The sequence below is a fragment of the Promicromonospora kroppenstedtii genome (assembly GCF_044389675.1).
GTDB classification, from domain to species: Bacteria; Actinomycetota; Actinomycetes; order Actinomycetales; family Cellulomonadaceae; genus Promicromonospora; species Promicromonospora kroppenstedtii.
This window is the reverse complement of the sequence record NZ_JBIRYI010000012.1, coordinates 36701-53055: the sequence shown is the minus strand read 5'-3', so window position 1 is coordinate 53055 and position 16355 is coordinate 36701. Positions and strand designations below refer to the sequence as shown.

General features: G+C 72.1%; 17 protein-coding genes. 8 read left to right on the top strand and 9 right to left on the bottom strand.

Going from position 1 to position 16355, the window contains the following annotated elements; translation table 11 throughout:
• Nucleotides 1-43: 43 nt before the first annotated feature.
• The gene (locus ACH47X_RS19095) at nucleotides 44-1840 is read right to left on the bottom strand and encodes a discoidin domain-containing protein (protein WP_397406104.1); all 1797 of its coding nucleotides are present in this window, start codon (nucleotides 1838-1840) and stop codon (nucleotides 44-46) included.
• A gap of 226 nt (nucleotides 1841-2066) precedes the next feature.
• On the opposite strand from ACH47X_RS19095, the gene ACH47X_RS19090 reads away from it, so the two are divergent.
• The gene (locus ACH47X_RS19090; protein WP_397406103.1) at nucleotides 2067-2612 is read left to right on the top strand and encodes a GNAT family N-acetyltransferase; all 546 of its coding nucleotides are present in this window, start codon (nucleotides 2067-2069) and stop codon (nucleotides 2610-2612) included.
• 132 nt (nucleotides 2613-2744) lie between these two features.
• Complete coding sequence (locus ACH47X_RS19085; protein ID WP_397406102.1) at nucleotides 2745-3053, top strand: hypothetical protein; 309 nt, start codon at nucleotides 2745-2747, stop codon at nucleotides 3051-3053.
• Nucleotides 3054-3105: 52 nt separating this feature from the next.
• Here the strand turns inward: ACH47X_RS19085 and ACH47X_RS19080 are convergent, their stop codons facing one another.
• Nucleotides 3106-3309, bottom strand: coding sequence for a WYL domain-containing protein (locus ACH47X_RS19080; protein ID WP_397406101.1), 204 nt, complete (start codon nucleotides 3307-3309; stop codon nucleotides 3106-3108).
• 224 nt (nucleotides 3310-3533) lie between these two features.
• On the opposite strand from ACH47X_RS19080, the gene ACH47X_RS19075 reads away from it, so the two are divergent.
• Both ACH47X_RS19075 and ACH47X_RS19070 read left to right on the top strand, forming a co-directional pair.
• Entirely contained in the window at nucleotides 3534-4463 is a 930-nt protein-coding gene (locus tag ACH47X_RS19075) for a cold-shock protein (RefSeq protein ID WP_397406100.1), read from the top strand.
• 62 nt (nucleotides 4464-4525) lie between these two features.
• Nucleotides 4526-4720, top strand: coding sequence for a hypothetical protein (locus ACH47X_RS19070; RefSeq protein ID WP_397406099.1), 195 nt, complete (start codon nucleotides 4526-4528; stop codon nucleotides 4718-4720).
• 23 nt (nucleotides 4721-4743) lie between these two features.
• On the opposite strand, the gene ACH47X_RS19065 is transcribed toward ACH47X_RS19070, so the two are convergent.
• The 3 genes from ACH47X_RS19065 to ACH47X_RS19055 all read right to left on the bottom strand — a co-directional run bounded on the left by ACH47X_RS19065 (nucleotide 4744) and on the right by ACH47X_RS19055 (nucleotide 7436).
• Complete coding sequence (locus ACH47X_RS19065; RefSeq protein WP_397406098.1) at nucleotides 4744-5862, bottom strand: hypothetical protein; 1119 nt, start codon at nucleotides 5860-5862, stop codon at nucleotides 4744-4746.
• A 72-nt stretch (nucleotides 5863-5934) separates the two neighbouring features.
• Nucleotides 5935-6867: an aldo/keto reductase gene (locus ACH47X_RS19060; protein ID WP_397406097.1), complete on the bottom strand. Its 933-nt coding sequence runs from the start codon at nucleotides 6865-6867 to the stop codon at nucleotides 5935-5937.
• A 140-nt stretch (nucleotides 6868-7007) separates the two neighbouring features.
• Complete coding sequence (locus ACH47X_RS19055; RefSeq protein WP_397406096.1) at nucleotides 7008-7436, bottom strand: hypothetical protein; 429 nt, start codon at nucleotides 7434-7436, stop codon at nucleotides 7008-7010.
• 229 nt (nucleotides 7437-7665) lie between these two features.
• On the opposite strand from ACH47X_RS19055, the gene ACH47X_RS19050 reads away from it, so the two are divergent.
• The 4 genes from ACH47X_RS19050 (at nucleotide 7666) to ACH47X_RS19035 (ending at nucleotide 10346) form a co-directional block, all read left to right on the top strand.
• Nucleotides 7666-8112: an RNA polymerase sigma factor gene (locus ACH47X_RS19050; RefSeq protein ID WP_397406095.1), complete on the top strand. Its 447-nt coding sequence runs from the start codon at nucleotides 7666-7668 to the stop codon at nucleotides 8110-8112.
• Nucleotide 8113: 1 nt separating this feature from the next.
• Nucleotides 8114-8629 carry a hypothetical protein gene (locus ACH47X_RS19045; RefSeq protein WP_397406094.1) on the top strand — a complete coding sequence of 172 codons (516 nt, stop codon included), beginning with the start codon at nucleotides 8114-8116 and terminating at the stop codon, nucleotides 8627-8629.
• Between the two features lie 86 nt (nucleotides 8630-8715).
• Nucleotides 8716-9600 (top strand): CPBP family intramembrane glutamic endopeptidase, encoded by an 885-nt coding sequence (locus ACH47X_RS19040; RefSeq protein WP_397406093.1) that lies wholly within the window; start codon nucleotides 8716-8718, stop codon nucleotides 9598-9600.
• Nucleotides 9597-10346: a helix-turn-helix domain-containing protein gene (locus ACH47X_RS19035; protein WP_397406092.1), complete on the top strand. Its 750-nt coding sequence runs from the start codon at nucleotides 9597-9599 to the stop codon at nucleotides 10344-10346. The genes ACH47X_RS19040 and ACH47X_RS19035 overlap by 4 nt, the downstream gene beginning before the upstream one ends.
• A 401-nt stretch (nucleotides 10347-10747) precedes the next feature.
• Here ACH47X_RS19035 and ACH47X_RS19030 read toward each other — a convergent pair whose 3' ends face one another.
• The 4 genes from ACH47X_RS19030 to ACH47X_RS19015 all read right to left on the bottom strand — a co-directional run bounded on the left by ACH47X_RS19030 (nucleotide 10748) and on the right by ACH47X_RS19015 (nucleotide 16354).
• Nucleotides 10748-12748, bottom strand: a complete 2001-nt coding sequence (locus ACH47X_RS19030) for an HNH endonuclease (RefSeq protein WP_397406091.1) — start codon at nucleotides 12746-12748, stop codon at nucleotides 10748-10750.
• A gap of 258 nt (nucleotides 12749-13006) precedes the next feature.
• Nucleotides 13007-13849 carry a lysostaphin resistance A-like protein gene (locus tag ACH47X_RS19025; protein WP_397406090.1) on the bottom strand — a complete coding sequence of 281 codons (843 nt, stop codon included), beginning with the start codon at nucleotides 13847-13849 and terminating at the stop codon, nucleotides 13007-13009.
• A gap of 68 nt (nucleotides 13850-13917) precedes the next feature.
• Nucleotides 13918-14988 (bottom strand): LacI family DNA-binding transcriptional regulator, encoded by a 1071-nt coding sequence (locus tag ACH47X_RS19020; protein WP_397406089.1) that lies wholly within the window; start codon nucleotides 14986-14988, stop codon nucleotides 13918-13920.
• 82 nt (nucleotides 14989-15070) lie between these two features.
• Nucleotides 15071-16354: an MFS transporter gene (locus ACH47X_RS19015; protein ID WP_397406088.1), complete on the bottom strand. Its 1284-nt coding sequence runs from the start codon at nucleotides 16352-16354 to the stop codon at nucleotides 15071-15073.
• Nucleotide 16355 lies beyond the last annotated feature (1 nt).

The following is a 16355-nucleotide window of genomic DNA, read 5'->3' as shown; positions in this document are numbered from 1 at the left end:
GCGTGCTGCACCCCGTGCGGGCGACAAGCCGCCGCCGGCGCCGTCAGTGCCGGGCGTTCACCGTCTCCAGCGCGTTCCGGTACCGCTCGACGTCGGACCTCGTCGTGTCCACGCCGAGACGCACGGCCTCGACAGCCCGCAGCAGGTCGCCCACCGTACTGCCCCCGACGACCGGGTCGTCCAGGGAGACCGAGCCCTCCGCCACGTTGAGCCACACGGCGAGCAGCTGCCGGTCGAGGACGTCGACCGGTTCGTCGTGGTGGCGCGGCCAGAGAACCTGGACGGCGTCGTCCAGCGTGGTCAGGTCGACCACCTCGTCGAACACGTCGCTCTGTGCGCGCGTGGTCGACAGGAGGCACAGCAGCTCGTCGACCGTGTGGTCCGGGTGCTCGACCTGCCGGTACTCCGACGTCCAGTACCCGGCGCCGCGGGTCACGGGCTCCGGCGTCGGCTGCCCGGTCGGCGTGCCGTAGATCTCGAGCTCGTAGAGGGAGAAGCCCCACTGCGTGGCGCGCTCCGTGGCGTAGAGGCGCACGTGCCGCGCCGTGCCCGAGACGTCGATGTCGTCGAACTGGCCGTCACCGTCCGTGACGGTGTGCACCGTGGTCCAGGTCTCGCCGTCGGGCGAGGTCTGGATCTCGTAACCCGACGCGTAGGCGGTCTCCCAGTCGATCACGACGCGGCTGAGGTCGTACTCGGCGCCGAGGTCCACCGCGATCCACTCCGGCTCGCTCCACCCGCTGCCCCACCGGGTGCCGGCGTTGCCGTCCACCGCCATCTCGCCGGTGCGAGCGGGGTCGTCGATGCTGGACGTCGTGACCGGCCGGCCCAGCGCCAGCGACTCGCCGTCCTCGGCATCGCACTCGTCGCCGCCCCCGCCCTCGGCCAGGTAGCAGCGCAGGTACCGGTAGGACTCCGCGGAGGTCTCGAACGACGGCGCGTCGTCCCACTCGTAGGTGTAGTACTGCACGTACGGCTCGGCCGCCGCGATGATCGCCGGGAGATCCATCTCGCCGCTGCCGAGGGCGACCTGCCGCATGTCGCCCTCGGCGTTCACGTTCACGGCGTCCTTGACGTGGAGGAGCTCGATGCGGTCCCCGTACTCCTCGATCCACGCGGGGACGTCGATGCCGGCGTCCGCGGCCCAGCCGACGTCGAGCTGGAACGTGACGTAGCGCGGGTCGGTGTTCTCCTCGATGACCTGCCACGCGCTGACCATCTCCCCGGTCTCCGGGTCGGGGTAGCGCGTGGTGAACTCGCTCTGGTGGTTGTGCAGCACGATCTTGTTCGCGCCGTTCTCGTGCGCGTACTCGCCGAGCCGGTTCACGTACGCGGCGGTCGCCAGCGCCTCCTCGTAGGTGCCGTAGCTCCCCGCCATCCCGCCGGTCCCGATGTAGTCCTGGCCCAGGGCGACGGCGTAGGCGACGGTCTCGGGCCATGTGTCCCAGTCGGTGCTGCCGTGGCTGGAGGACACCTCGAGACCGTGCCGGTCGAGGATCGCCTGGTAGTCGCCGACCGGCATCGAGTAGGGCTGGCTGAACGGCTCGACGTTGGTGAAGCCGGCGTCGGCCACCTCGCCGAGCACCCGGTCGATCGTCTCGGGGGACGGCGTCCCGGACCCGAGCTCACCGACGTGCGTGTAGAGCTGGATGGAGATCTTGGAGTCGGGCAGCCCGTCGTCGGGTCCGCACGCCTCGCCCGCCACGGTGCCCGGTGCACGGGCCGGGCCGTCCGCGGGGGCAGCGGCTGCCGGGGTGGCGACGAGCGTGCCCGCGAGGAGTGCACCGCCCGCCAGCACCGCGCCGAGGCGTCGCGCGCGAGACGCGTGTGAGATCTGCATGGAGCTCCCCTTTTGACGACCTTGTCATTTATGGCGACAACCATGCGACTTCTGCCGCCATGTTTGCAAAAGCAGTCTGAGGGTCGGTCGATACCGTGTCAAGGGCGGGCGAATCTCCCGGCAGGACCGGGGATCTCACCACGCTCGGCCCGGAGCAGCGAGCGGCGGACCGAGCGTCGACGAAATCGCGTTGACCCGAGGCCACGGTTCCGTCGAGGGTGTCGGGATGCTGATCAGACAGGAACGTCCGTCCGACATTCCGGCGATCCGGGCGGTCACCGCAGCGGCCTTCGGAGAGGTCGAGCACGCTGCGCCGTCGGTCGAGCCTGACGGAGTGCCCGGGGAGGCCACCCTGGTCGGGTGGCTGCGCGAGGACCCGGGCTGGGTCCAGGAGCTGTCCTTCGTCGCCGAGTCGGAGCCTCCCGGACCAGAGGTGGTGGGACATGTGCTCGCCACCCGCGGGCAGCTTGCCGGCCGTCCGGCGCTCGGACTCGGCCCGCTCAGCGTCCATCCCGCACACCAGGGCCGCGGGGTCGGCTCCGCCTTGATGCACACGCTCCTCGGCGCGGCCGAGGCGATGCGTGAACCGGTGGTGGTGCTGCTCGGCGAGCCGGCCCTCTACCGCCGGTTCGGGTTCGTGCCTGCGAGCGATCTCGGGATCGAGGCACCCGACCCGGCGTGGGGCGGCTACTTCCAGGCGCGCCCGCTCAGCGCGTGGCGGGACGAGTACTCGGGGCGGTTCCGCTACGCCGCGCCGTTCGACCGGCTCTGACCCGACGGCGGGCTCGCTCCCGCCGGCCTGGGCGATCTCTGGCCGCGCTTCCCGGAAGTTTTGGCGGACGAGCCATAAGATCGATCAGATGTGCGTCAGCCCATCCGCAGGTGCATGACAGGAGACAGCACGATGACCGTGGACGCTCGATACGAAGCCCTGAAGACCACTCTCCAGCAGGACCCCGACCTGGACGTCGTCGTGCGCGAGGGAGCCCTCGTGGTCCGTCAGACGGCGTTCGCGTTCCTCGCGGGCAGCTCGCTCGCCGTCCGGCTGCCGGCCGCTCGTGCGGAGGACCTGATCGAGCGCGGCATCGCCGAGCTCCTCAGGCACGACCCCGGCGCCGACTGGGTGACCGTCTCGGAGTCCGAGGACTGGCCCGAGCTCGCCGCCGAGGCCCACGAGCTTGCCAGCGGTCACCAGCCCGGCAACAGGTCGTGACCCGGTCTCGTGGGCGAGCCCGGCCCTCGCCGGTAGGGCGGAGGGAGCGCGATCAGGCCAGGCGCCGGGTCGGCCACCGCTCGAGATCGGCCTCCCAGAACGCGGGGTCGCGGGCCGGCGGGGTCTCGCCGAGGATCTCGAGCCGGGTTATCCGCTCGATGCGGAAGCCTCGGATCGCCTGACGCAGCCGGCACCAGCCCGAGAGCAGCCAGGCGTCGCCCGCACGGAGGAGCCCCATCGTCTCGACGTCACGCACGGTGGTACCGGCAGGATCGGGGCCGCCGTTCTCGTCCTCTCCCAGGTAGGTGATCCGAGCATCCCGAGCGGTACGACGTCGTCCGTCGCGGCGACGGCGTCGATGACCCGCATCGTCAGCCACAGGACGAGCGACTGTCGGGCTCCCGCGGTCCTGCGGACGATCAGCCCGGTTCTGTCAGGGACACTGGAGACAGCAATGTCCACCGAGACGAGGAGTCCGAGTTGCCGCAGGGAACTGTCCGATGGTTCGACGCCGACCGAGGGTTCGGGTTCATCGACCTCGGGAACGAGGCCGAGGACCTGTTCGTGCACGCGTCCGAGATCGTCGGCGACGACGGGCCGAAGCAGCTCCGGGAGGGGCAAGCCGTCGAGTTCGAGGTGGGCGAGGGTGAGCGTGGCCCGCAGGCCCGCCGTGTCCGCGTCACGGGCGACCGGGCCGACGACGCGCCCCTGGGCGTGCTCGGCACCGTCACCTGGTACGAGCCGGCCAAGGGATACGGCTTCGTCACGCCCGACGGCGGCCGCGCCGAGGTCTTCGTGCACAGCTCGGCCATCGTCGGGGGCGGTGTGATCTCGGAGGGACAGCGGGTGGCGTTCCTCGTCGTCGACGGGGAGAAGGGGCCGCAGGCGGATCACCTCTTGCCGCTCAGTGCCGAGGCCGCACAGCCGGCGTCCGACGGCGGCGACGGCACGGTGTCCTGGTACGACGACACCAAGGGCTTCGGTTTCGTCGCTCCCGACTCGGGCGGCGAGGACCTCTTCGTCCACGTCAGCGGGCTCGGCCAAGGTCTGACCGAGCTGTCCGAGGGCGCCCGCGTCACGTACGACGTCGTCGACGGCGACAAGGGACCGAATGCCCGCAACGTGCAGCTCGTGCGCGGCTCCAGGGGAGCACGAGCCGCCACGGACCGGGGCCGGCCGAGCCGTCCCGCGGGATCGGGCGGGCCGGTGCGCGGGGGCGAGGGCACCGTCACGCGCTACGACGCGGACCGCGGTTTCGGCTTCATCGCCCCCGATGCCGGGGGCGCGGACCTGTTCGTGCACGTGTCGGTCGTGCGGGGCGACGAGGTCCTGGAGGAGGGTGACCGGGTCCGGTTCAAGGTGCGCCAGAGCGACCGCGGACCACAGGCCGACCGTGTCGAGCTGATCTGAGCTGAGCGCGGCTCCTTCCTCCGTCGCGGAGGGAGGGGCTGTGCCGCACTAGCCTCGTACCCATGGACCAGACTCCCGAACGACGGCGCCGGGTCGACGGCGACGCCCTGATGCCCCTCGTCGCCGGGGCCGTCTCGGGTGTGATCGCGTACACGCTCGGCAGCGGCCTCTTCGTCGCCGCAGTCACCACGGTCGTGGTGGCCTGGATCGCCTTCGGCGTCATCACGCTGCTCAACCATCTCCGCAAGCGCCGCTAGCCGAACTGGTGCGCCCCGCCCGCTCAGCTCGGTGCGAGCGCCTCGACCTCGACCGCACCGGCGGGCTCGGGGCGATCGTCCGCCCGCGCGTCCTGGAGGCACGCCGCGACCGTCCGTACGAACAGGAAGAGCCAGGTGAGTAGGAGGAAGAACCCGAGGAACTCGACGGCGGTCAGGTTGAAGTAGCCCACCGGCCACATGAGGAGCACCACGAGCGCGAAGACGCTCACGAAGAGGGACGACGTGACGAGGAACGTCCGCGGCAGGCGCGGCACCAGGTACGGGGTCGCGACGATCAGTCCCGCGAACAGCACCGTCATGACCGACGCGATGACGGTGTGGAGCGCCTTGGCGACCTCGACCGTCACCCAGCCCAGGCCGACGAGCAGGACGGCCACCCCGATCAGCCAGGTGCGGAGCACCTCGAGCCGCCGCAGCTCCGCGGGCGTCGCCCAGGTGCGCAGGTCGCCGATCACGTAGTGGGTCAACGTCGTCATCGCGAGGCCGGCGAAGATCAGCGTGAGGTTGAACGCGTACGCCGAGAAGCCACCGCCGACGCCGAGGGCGCTGAAGTTGACCTGCCACCAGTGCGGGTCGTTGGCCGAGAGCATGCTCGCCAGGGCGCCGCTGACGAGGAACAGGGCGAGCAGGTTCGCGATCGCGATCGACGTCACCTCGACGGAGACCAGCGTGAGCACGTAGGCGGCGACCGCGGCCGACAGCCCGACGAGGACGGCGGCCATCAGCGCGTCCAGGCGGAGCTCACGGAACGCCAGGTCGAACACCGCGAAGGCAGAAGCGGTCAGCAGCACGACGATGCCGGCTGCCGTGACCGTCAGCACGACGGCGTCGAATCCACGGCGCCATCTGCCGGCCCGTCTCCCGACCCCGCTCCCGAGGCGCGACACCCGCGAGGACCGGACGTAACCGGTGCAGAACGCCGTCGCCCCGGACCCACCCGAGGCGACGGCCGCGACCAGGCCGGCCGACACTCCCCCGAACAACGGCACCGTGTCCCCCGCGAACACCGCGATGCCCGCCACCAGGCTCACCGCCAGCGCGACCAGCGCGGAGAGCAGCGCGTGGTTCTCCGCCGCGACCGATCCGCGTGCGGGGCGCAGCCGCCGCTCACGTAACGACATCCTCGTTCCCTCCCGAGATCCGGACCCTACGCAGATCAACTGGGCTGCCGCCAGAAAGTTCCGGGCTCGTCGTCAGGCGTAGGCGCTGTCGTCCACCGGCGACGGCGCCGGGCCGAGCGCCTCGAGCTCCGCCCACAGCTCCTCCGGGACCTGGGTCGCGACGAGCTCGTCCAGCTGTGCCCGCCGCCCCGGAGACACCACCCCCACGACGGTCGAGTCGATCAGCGGCGACCGCAGGGAGTAGTGCAGCGCGACAGCGGGCAGGGCGACGCCGTGGGCGTCGCACACCTCCGCCAGGCGCCGCGTCCACGCGAGGAGGTCGGCGCCCGCGGGCCGGTAGTTGTAGACGGCGCCCTCGTACGGGCCCTTCGCGAGCAGGCCCGAGCCGAACGGCGCGGCGTTGAACACCGTCATCCCCCGCTCCTTCGCGTCCGCGAACACCGGCGCCGCCGACTGGTCGATCACCGTGAAGCGGTTGTGGATCAGCACGGCGTCGAACAGGCCGGTCCCGACGTACCTGGCCATCAGCGGCACCGGCGCGGCGGCGACGCCGATCGCGCCGACCTGCCCCGACTCGCGCAGCTCGAGGAGCCCTTCGACCGCGCCGCCCGGACCGACCGCCTCCTCGAACGTCACCGAGTACGGGTCGTGCAGGTGCAGCAGCGGCAGCCGCTCGACACCGAGCCGCGCCGTCGTCTCCTCGAACGACCGCAGCACGCGGTCGCGGTCGAACGCGCGCGTCCCGGGGTCGGGGTCGACCTTCGAGACGACGCGGGCGGCGGCGTCCGGCCCAAGGCGCTCCATGGCCAGGCCGAGCACTGCCTCCGACCTGCCGCCGGAGTAGTTGTTCGACGTGTCGAGGTAGGCATGGTCGCTGTTGAACAGGTCGAGCGCGACCTCGACCGCGGCGCCCTCGCCCGCGGACCCCGGCTCCGTGTCCCGGCCCAGGCCTGACGTGCCGAGCGTGACCGGACTGACGTTCATCGTGCTTCTCTCCTGCGCCATCGGGCTCTCCTCGTGATCGGTGTACGGCAAAGTCTGTCCGACGAAGGGCACACGATGCCGCCGGACGCACGAGGCGCCCGCCCCGGAGAACCGGGGCGGGCGCCTCGTCGTTGTCGGGGCCCGGGAGGCAGGGGTGCGGGTCAGCCGGTGACGGCGAGCCCCTGCTCCGCCCGCTCACCGGGCACCGTCGGGACGGGCCGCGGCTCGCCGTCGTCGGACGGCCGGGTCTCGCTCGGAGCCGCGGGGGCGGGCGTGGCTTCGCTCTCGTCGGAGGGGCGGGTCTCGCTCGGGGCGGCCGGGGCAAGCGTCGCGTCGCCCTCGTCGGACGGCGCCTGCCCGGCCTCGGCAGGCCGCGACGCGCCGTCGGCGGCGTCGGAGGACACTGCGGACGGCACGGCGGACGGCTCCTCCGGGACGGCGGCGCTGGCCTGCGTGCAGGCCGTGGCCAGGAGTGCGACGGCGAGCGCGCCGCCCGCGGCGGCGACGCCTCGGGCGGCCGAGCTCCAGGCCCCACGACGGCGGGTCGGGACGGTGGACGGCTGGACGGGGGTGTTCTTCTCGATGGTCACGCAACGGTCAGTGTGCGGCGGGGCGCGATGCATGATGGCTTCGGGATGTGACGTGGTCCACACCGGCGAGCTGTCATGACGACGGCCCTGCCGGACACCGACCATCTCGCAGACCCGCTCCCGTCCACTGGAGACAACCCTGTCCACCCATGCCGAGCAGCGTGACCTCGTCCACGGCACGCTCACCCCTCAGCAGACCGAGGTACTGGTCGACGAGCACGCCCGCGCCGTGCACCGCTACGTGCGCACCCGGCTGAGCGCCGCGGAGGCCGAGGACGTCGTGGCGGAGGTGTTCCTCATCGCCTGGCGCAAGGGCGAGGTCCCTGACGAGCCACGGACCTGGCTGCTCGCCATCGCCCGGCGGGTGCTGGCGAACCAGGTCCGGGCCGACCGGCGGCGCGCCGCGCTCGTGGATCGCGCCACGCGGCATCCGGCACCGGCCGGGCCGGACGACGCACGACTGGTCGACGAGCTCGACCTGCTCCAGCGGGCCCTCGTGCTCCTGCGCCCGGCCGACCGCGAGGTGGTCGAGCTGCTGGCCGCCGCCGAGCTCAGCACCGGCGAGATCGCCCGCGTGCTCGGGTGCTCGGCCGCGACCGCGGCCGCCCGGGTGTACCGGGCCCGACGGCGGCTACGGGCCGCATACCGCGCGGTAACCGAAGGCCAGGAGGACTGAGATGACACCGCTGACGAGAGCGCAGAACGACCCCCTGGCGCGGGCCCGCAGGGCGCTCGACCAGGTCGACGGGGAGCTGGACCTGGCCCGCCTGCACGCCGTCACCTCGGGGCACCGCCGGCCGGACCCGGACCTGCTTCCCCCGGCCGACGACGCCGACCCCCAGGTCGAGATCCTCAGGTCCGGGCAGCGACCCACGCAGCCCCGCCGTCGGGCGGCCGCCTGGGCGCTCGCCGCGACCGTGGCACTGCTGTGCGGCGCGGGGGTCGGCACGGCGATGCTGTGGTCCGATGCCGGCGAGACGCCTCCCGGATCTCAGGTTCCCGCGCCGCCGCGGCCCGAGGCCACCGAGCCGCCCCGGTCGCCCGAGGCCACACCGACCACGGACTCGCGCGCGTGCTCGCCCGCGCGGCCGACGCCGTCGGCCACCCCACGCGAACCGCGGCCGACGGCGAACGAGCGCGCGTCGGAGGCGTGCCGGCCCGGTCCCTCGGACCGGACGGAGGCCGCGCCGTGATGCGCGCACTTGCCTCTGCCCCTGGGGCACATAGTGCACTCGGGAGTGGATCAGCCGATCCGCTTCCGAGAGAAAGATCGTTCACCGTGCGCACACCAGAATCCGGCCGGCCCCAGGGCCTCGACGTCTCGCGGCCTTTCGGCGCGCACCTGCGCATGAGCTGGTGGAGGCCGCTGGTCGTCATCGTCGTGCCGCCGCTGGCGATGGTGGTGCTGCAGGTCGCCTTCTACCAGGTCGTCGGTGTCCTCGAGGGTTCGGACGACCCGATGTCCGCCACGTTCACACCGCTGAAGCTCCTGGCGATCAATCTGAGCGTGGGCCTGGCGGGTGTGCTCGCGATCCTGCTGCTGGCCCGGCTGGCCGGGGTGCCGTGGCGCAGCCTGATCAGCTCGCCCCGAGCGTTCGACGGGAAGCGCCTGGCGCAGTACCTGCTCGGCGCGGCGCTGCTGGTGGGGGCCGGGATCGGCGTCGTCGCGCTGGTCGCGCCCGAGTCGCCGGGCTGGGTCGCGTTCGGCGTCTCCGGGACCACGATCCTCATGCTGGTCGTCACGCTCGTGAGCACCCCGTTCCAGGCCGTCGGCGAGGAGCTGATGTTCCGCAGCTCGGTGCTGCCCGCCGCCGCGTCCTGGGTACGCGCGGTCCGCCCCGCCCTCGCCGTCGGCCTCGTGGTGTCCAGCCTGGCCTTCGCGGTCGTGCACGGCTCCACCGATCCCTGGCTGTTCGGCTACTACACCTTCATCGGCGCGGCCACCGCCCTCATGGCGATCATCAGCCGCGGCATCGAGGCCCCGGTCGCGTTCCACGTCGCGAACAACGTCCTGTTCTCGAGCGTCAACACCCTGATGGCCGACGGCGAGGGCTACACCATCGACCGGTCCACCGACACCGGCGACGCGTCCCTGCTGATCCTGGCCGGCGTCAACGTGGCGATGGTCGTCCTGGTCTGGCTGCGCGAACGCCGCACACGATGACCTGGAGCACGCGCGAGGTGGCCGAGCTGTCGGGCACGACGGTCAAGACCGTGCGGTACTACCACCAGGTCGGTCTGCTCGACGAGCCCGACCGTGAGCCCAACGGCTACAACAAGCGGTACGAGGTGCGGCACCTGACGCGTCTCCTCCAGATCAAGCGGCTGACCGGCCTGGGTCTGTCGCTGGCCCAGGTGGCGGAGCTGGGGACCGCGCGCGCCGGACGTCCGTCCGTGTTCCAGGAGATCGGCACCGAGCTCGAGGCGACGGTCGAACGGATCCAGGGCATCCGGCAGGAGCTGGCCGCGCTGTCCCGCCCCGGCGCGACGCCGGACGTTCCCGCCACCTTCCACGACGTCGCGCGGCCGCTGCGCGACAACGACCGCGCCCTCCTGACGATCTACGCCCAGCTGTTCTCCGCCGAGTCGATGGACACGCTGCGCGACCTGCTCGCGGCCAACCCTCACGAGGGGATCGACGAGGCGTTCCGCGACCTCCCCGCGGACGCCGACGAGGCCACGCGGCAGGCCCTCGCCGAACGGATGGCGCCGTTCGTCGGCGCCAACGGGTCGGTGACGCTGGAGCCGAAGGCCACGACACCCCGCCAGGCCGAGGCGGCGCGGAACGCCGTCGACCAGGCCCTGCAGGCCCTGTACAGCTCGGCGCAGCTGGATGTGCTGCGGAGAGCGCACGAACTCAGTGAGGCTGAGGCGCAGGTGAAGGCAGAGGTAGTGGCGGAAGGCCCCTAGATACCGCGGGTCACCACAGGCCGCCCTTGCGGGGTCGGCCGGGGGCGAGAGCGCCGGGACGTGGCAACGAGCCGTTGCCGAAGGGGCGCGGGACCCGGGGCCCTCCGATATGCGGACGCCGTGCTCACACCGCGCTTGTCTGATGACACCACGCTTGTCCGGACCCGAGGGTCCTCGTCGACGCCAGGCCGACAGCCGTGCAGCTTGGGTTCGGCGACAGTACGGCAACCGGTGCACAGGTGTGCGGCGCAGAGCCGAGAGCTGTCCCGTACCAAGTCGACTGCGGTGCGACGTCTCGCTTGCAGGCATGCGACGCCAACCTGAAGGCGACACGGGGGAACGATCCAGCTGGGCGTCGATCGCCCAGATGCGTCGTCTGGCTTCCTGGCCGGGCCGGGAGCTCAGAACGGCGGCTCGCCGGTTCCGGATGGGGCGGTGAGGTCGGAGGCGTCGGAGGTATCGGAGGAATCGGTCACCGGTACAACCGTGGCGTAGGCCCGGGGTAGCCGGCGGCCGGTCAGGGCACGCAGAGTCAGATTGTGACTGGTATCCGGGTCGACCTGGTCCAGGTCCACCCGGGTGTCCAGGACCGTCGGCGGCCGGACGTGCTTCTTGCCCGCGGGGGTGGTCCAGGTCGTGATCCCGGTACTCGGGTCCCGTTCGACGCCCCAGCCCGCATGGGTCTTGAGCAGATGGTGACGTCGGCAGAGCGCGTGGAGATTGTCAGCACGGGTCTGCCCGGGCGCCGCCTTCCCGGCTGCGTGCTGACTCGCTTCCTGGTCGTGGTCGAACGGCTCGATATGGTCCAGATCGCACGTCGCGGCCCGGGCGTCGCAGCCGACGAAGGTGCACGTCCCATCCCTGGCCTCGACCGCCGAGCGCAGCACCCGGCCCGGCTTGTACGTGGCGGTCGAGTAGTCGGTCAGGACACCCGTGACCGGGTCCGTGAGCAGACGCTGCCAGGTGGAATCCGCAGCGATAAGCCGTGCCGTCTCAGCAGGCACCGGACCGAACCCGTCCAGATCACCTGGCGCATCGTCCAGACCCAGGAGTGTGCACGCCGGGACGGTGACCCGGACGACGGGGCGCGTGGGCGTCACCCGCACGACCTTCTGGTGGACGACGGGCGCCCGACCACCACACGAGCAGACCCGACCGGCACCGGCACCGGCACCGGCACCGGCATCGGCACCGCTCGTGTCGCTGGTGATGCTCGCAGTCGCACTCGCACTCGCACTCGCGCCCGTGCCCGCGATCGAGCTTGTGGTCAGGTCCGCCCTCGTGGTCTTGGTCTCGTCAACCTCGCTCGTCGCCGCGAACCGGTCCCCCGGCACCAACCGCCCGGTCACGATCCCCGTCAGACAGTCCGCACGCAACTGACCCAGGGTCCGCTCCTCACCAGCCGTGTACCGCAACTGATGCGCCAGGTCATCCACCACACCCCACACCGCCGCCGCATCCACCGCCGGCAGGTACGCGGACAGCCACCCCATGTCGTTCTCCGCCCGATCCAGCTGCACATTGCGGTCCAACGCAGCCGCCCGAGCCATCTCCTGCGCGCCATGCCGCGCCTTCGCGAACGCCAACATCTTGTTCCGCAACCACCGCCACGTCCGATACGGCGCCTGCGGTAGGTACCGGGCAATCGCCTCGGCACGCTCCACCACCGTCAGCTGAGCAGCCGACCGCAACAGCGTGTGCGCCTTCTTCACATCGATCCGTCCGGACACAAGAGCGTCGATCACGGTGGGGTGCTCCGCACCCGACTCGGCCCGCACCACCACCTCCGACCCCTCCGCCTGCGTCACCACCAACTCCGCCGTGACCTGCCCGACCAACGAGTTGTGCGCCAACGGACTCGACTCCCGCCCGGCCCGCTCCGCCACGACCACCGCCTGCACACCCGCCGCCCACGACTGCAACCGAGCACACGCCCCCGCGAGGTCGCCCAGCATGTCGTCGGACAACCCAGCCAGCAGGCCGGCCCCGTCCTCGCTAGCGGTGGTCAGCCCGGGACCACTCCCCGCACCAGGTTCGCCAGCCAGCGCTGAGTCCGCACCACCCAGCGATCCGGCACCCAGCCCCGTGACCTCACCGACCACCCGAGCCAGCTCAGCCCCCGGCGCCTCGCTCAACGCTCCCCGCAGCACCTCCTCCGGCCACAACCCCACCGGCCCGAACTCGGCAACAGAGCCCGACAAGCCACCGGCCACGGCGTCACACCACTCCGGCTCCGGCGGCGCATCCAGCCCCTGCCGCCCGTCATCATCGCCGAACAGCGCCTCACACTCAGCGAAGAACGCCGCAAGCCACGCATCGTCAGGCATGGTGCCGTCCACGAACGGATCCTCACGCACAACGGGCACCGAGCCCCCACCGCCGTCCGACCACTGCCTGCCCATAGCAACACCTCCCCAGCCCTTATCAATACTCCAGCCACACCATTGCGGCGGACGTGTGTTCGATCCTAGACGGACCCACTGACACCCGCTCGTTCTTCTGCCCGCCGCGTAACCAGCCCCCACCCACGCGCACCAGAGGCCCGCCGTGGCAGAGACTCCAGGGCGAGTACGAGTCCGATCGCGCCATCCCGCCCGCCGGCAAGAGCCCGCTCCCCGGCGACAGCCGATGCGATGACGCCGCCACCACCTCCGCACCGCTCACGCCATGAGGATCATCCCGACGTCGACCCCGACCTCCGGCGCGCAGTGCAGCAGGAACGCGGGCCAGACGCTGCGTGTGCGGCTCCAGCCCCAGCCGAGCGCGAGCCCCATCGCGGTGGCGAAGAGCCCGCCGGCCACGCTGAGGGTCCATGCCCCCTCCAGGTCGACCAGCACGGTGTGGCCGACGCCGAAGGCGATGCTGCTGATCACCACGGCCCAGCCGACCCTGGCCCCGAGCACGGCCCGGGTCGGGGGAAGTACGGCGACGAGCACGGCGAGCATGACGCCCCGCCAGATGAGCTCCTCGGTCAGGTTGGGGATCGTGGCGTCGTACGCGAGCTGCTCGGCACTCACCGGCTCGACCGGGAGCCAGCCCATCGCGACGGAGAGAACGGTGAGCCCGGCGAACAGACCGAAGGTCGCCCCGATCAGGAGCAGGGCCGGACGCACGGAACCTGGCTCGAGCCGGCGCAGGCCGACCTCGGCCCGCGCCCACCGATGAAGGATCCCCAGCAGGACCGCCAGCCACAGCAGATCAAGGACCTTGCCCTGCCAATGGCGTTCCAGCCCATCGAAGATCGGCAGCGGCGCGATCCGGCCCGAGATCGCCGTCAGCAGGACCAGGTACGCCACCACGGCGAGCCCCGCCCACGTGCGCCCGTCCGGCACACGGACCGCGCCGCCCTGCCTGCCACGGACGAGCATCCTGGCCGCGAGCAGCACCAGCAGGACGACAACGGTGCCCAGCACCACCACAGCGGCGTGCGACGCACCGATGACCAGGCTCTTCGACACCTCGGCCCAGCCACCAGGGTCCAGGACGAAATGTGCGACGAGCACCGCCGCGACCGGAACCAGGACCGGCAACACCCAGCGAGCGGTGTTCGTGGGGTCAGCTACCTGGCGCCTCACCCGGCCGCCCCCGTCGACCCCCGGGCGTGCAGCACGGGCGGCGGGTCCGTCAGGATGTGCCGGCCGCCGTGCGACCCGGCGAGCAGCGTCCTGACCGCGACGGTCCCCACCTCGTGCAGCGGCAGGCTGACGGCGGTCAGCGACGGCGCGAGGTGCTCGTTGATCCACGTGTCGTGCACTGCCGCGACGGACAGGTCGCGCGGGATCACCAGGTCGTGGCGGGCCAGCGCGCCGAGCATGCCGATGCCGACCAGAGAGTTGCCGGCGATCAGGGCCGACGGGCGGTCGACGCCCGCTCCCCAGCGGTCCACGAGCTGGTCGACGCCGGCCCGTCCGCCGTCGGCCGACCACTCTCCGTGCACGCGGTCCTCCTCCCGGAGCTCCAAGCCCGCCGCGGCCAGCGCCGTGACGATGCCCTCCTCGCGGAGCCGGTTGGTCATCGACTGCCGTGGCCCCGAGACCAGGCCGATCCGTCGGTGCCCCAGCCCCATCAGATGCTCGGTGAGCAGGCGCGTCGCGGCCACCTCGTCGGGGTAGACCTGGGTCGCGCCCTCGTGCTCGACGTCGGTCGGGGCATTGACGACGACGGTGGGCAGCGCCCGCGCGATGTCGCCGACCCGCCGGTCGAGCTCGCCGTGGCCGCCCTGCATGACGATGCCGTCGACGCGGCGCCCGCTGATGAGGATCCGGAACGCCTCCTCGTCCGCGAGGAGCTCGTCGACGTCGCCCAGCACCAGGAAGTAGCTGTGCCGGGCGGCCTCCTCGCGCGCCCCGCGCATCAGCTCCAGGTAGATCGGGCTGGACAGGTCGTGGACGACGAGCCCGATGAGTCCGGTGCGGTTGCCGCGCAGGCTCTTGGCCGCCACGTTCGGCACGTAGCCCAGCCGCGCCGCCGTCTCGACGATGCGGGCCTTGGTCCCGGCGGCGGCCCGCGCAGCGGGGTCGCCGTTCAGCACACGGGACGCCAGGGCGCGGGACACCCCGGCGGCCTCGGCGACGTCGGCCAGCCGGACCGGCCCGCTCCGTGGCCCGGGCACTGTTGTCGCCTGCTGCCGGGGTGCGTCCATGTGCCCACTATGCCGGGCGGGACGGAGCGGCGGCCAACCGGCCGCCGCCCCTCCCCCGCTGGTCAGACACGGTCAGCCGCGGTCAGACCCGCACCGACCGCGCGACGGCCCGCGTCTCCGGGAGCAGGAACATCCCGAGCGCGGCGAGCGCGCACAGCACGGCGCAGTACAGCGCCACCAGCCAGGATCCGCCCCCGGCCGCCGCCGTCAGCCAGGCCGCGACGAACGGCAGGGTGCCGCCTACGAGGGCCCCGGTGATCTCGCGGCTGAACGTGACGCCGGTGTAGCGGTGGCGCACGTCGAACAGCTCCGACATGAACCCCGACTGGGCCGCCAGCATCGCGTCGTTGCAGAAGGTGAAGAGCAGCACCAGGGCGATCCAGACGAGCACGGGGGTGCCCGTGTCGAGCAGGAAGAAGAAGGGGTAGATCAGCGCCACCGCGCCGAGCGCGCCGGTGAGGAACACCGGGCGCCGTCCGACGCGGTCGGAGATCCACCCGGCCAGCGGGATCGTCACGAGCTTGAGCAGGTTGCCGATCAGGATGCCGGTCAGGCCGATCCACGCGGGCGCGCCCACCGTCGCGGTCAGGTACGTCAGCGCGTAGACGGACGGCAGGTAGCTGGCGACGTTGGGGCCGATGCTCGCGAGCATCGCGAACGGGATCCTGCGCCCGGCCGTGCGGAACAGCTCGCCGATGGCCACCCGCGGCACGGCGCCCTGCGCCTTGGTGCGCTCGTACTCCGGGCTCTCCGCCACCCGCAGCCGGATGACGACGCCGGTGATGCTCACGGCGATGCTGAGCAGGAACGCGACGCGCCAGCCCCAGGACAGGAACGCGGCCTCCGAGAGCGTGGTGCTCAGCAGGGTCAGCACGCCGGTCGCCAGCAGGGCGCCGACGGCGTTGCCCGCGCCGGGGATCGCGGCGTTGAGCCCGCGAGCGCCGTCGTGGGAGTGCTCGGCGGCGAGCAGCGTCGCGCCGGCGTACTCGCCGCCGGCGCCGAAGCCCTGCACCACGCGGAGCACGACGAGCAGCACGGGTGCGGCGATGCCGATGCTCGCGTGGCTGGGCACCAGCCCGATCAGGGTCGAGGAGACCCCCATGAGCACGAGGGTGAGGAAGAGCATCTGCCGGCGGCCGTACCTGTCGCCGAGGTGTCCGATGATGAGCCCGCCGACGGGCCGCGCGAAGAACCCGACCGCGAACGTGGCGAACGACGCGAGGGTCGCGAGCACCGGGTCCTGGGACGGGAAGAACACGGCGGGGAACACCAGCGCGCTGGCGGTGCCGTAGAGGGAGAAGTCGTACCACTCCAGTGCGGTGCCCACGGTGGCACCGACGGTGGCCTTGTTGATCCGGAACGTCATC

Excerpts from the sequence above, each read along its gene's own strand:
- ACH47X_RS19065 (WP_397406098.1), bottom strand. The coding sequence starts at position 5,862 with ATGTCGTTACGTGAGCGGCGGCTGCGCCCCGCACGCGGATCGGTCGCG.
- ACH47X_RS19015 (WP_397406088.1), bottom strand. The coding sequence starts at position 16,354 with ATGACGTTCCGGATCAACAAGGCCACCGTCGGTGCCACCGTGGGCACC.
- ACH47X_RS19045 (WP_397406094.1), top strand. The coding sequence starts at position 8,114 with ATGACACCGCTGACGAGAGCGCAGAACGACCCCCTGGCGCGGGCCCGC.
- ACH47X_RS19095 (WP_397406104.1), bottom strand. The coding sequence starts at position 1,840 with ATGCAGATCTCACACGCGTCTCGCGCGCGACGCCTCGGCGCGGTGCTG.
- ACH47X_RS19060 (WP_397406097.1), bottom strand. The coding sequence starts at position 6,867 with ATGGCGCAGGAGAGAAGCACGATGAACGTCAGTCCGGTCACGCTCGGC.
- ACH47X_RS19035 (WP_397406092.1), top strand. The coding sequence starts at position 9,597 with ATGACCTGGAGCACGCGCGAGGTGGCCGAGCTGTCGGGCACGACGGTC.
- ACH47X_RS19090 (WP_397406103.1), top strand. The coding sequence starts at position 2,067 with ATGCTGATCAGACAGGAACGTCCGTCCGACATTCCGGCGATCCGGGCG.
- ACH47X_RS19085 (WP_397406102.1), top strand. The coding sequence starts at position 2,745 with ATGACCGTGGACGCTCGATACGAAGCCCTGAAGACCACTCTCCAGCAG.
- ACH47X_RS19030 (WP_397406091.1), bottom strand. The coding sequence starts at position 12,748 with ATGGGCAGGCAGTGGTCGGACGGCGGTGGGGGCTCGGTGCCCGTTGTG.
- ACH47X_RS19020 (WP_397406089.1), bottom strand. The coding sequence starts at position 14,988 with ATGGACGCACCCCGGCAGCAGGCGACAACAGTGCCCGGGCCACGGAGC.
- ACH47X_RS19070 (WP_397406099.1), top strand. The coding sequence starts at position 4,526 with ATGGACCAGACTCCCGAACGACGGCGCCGGGTCGACGGCGACGCCCTG.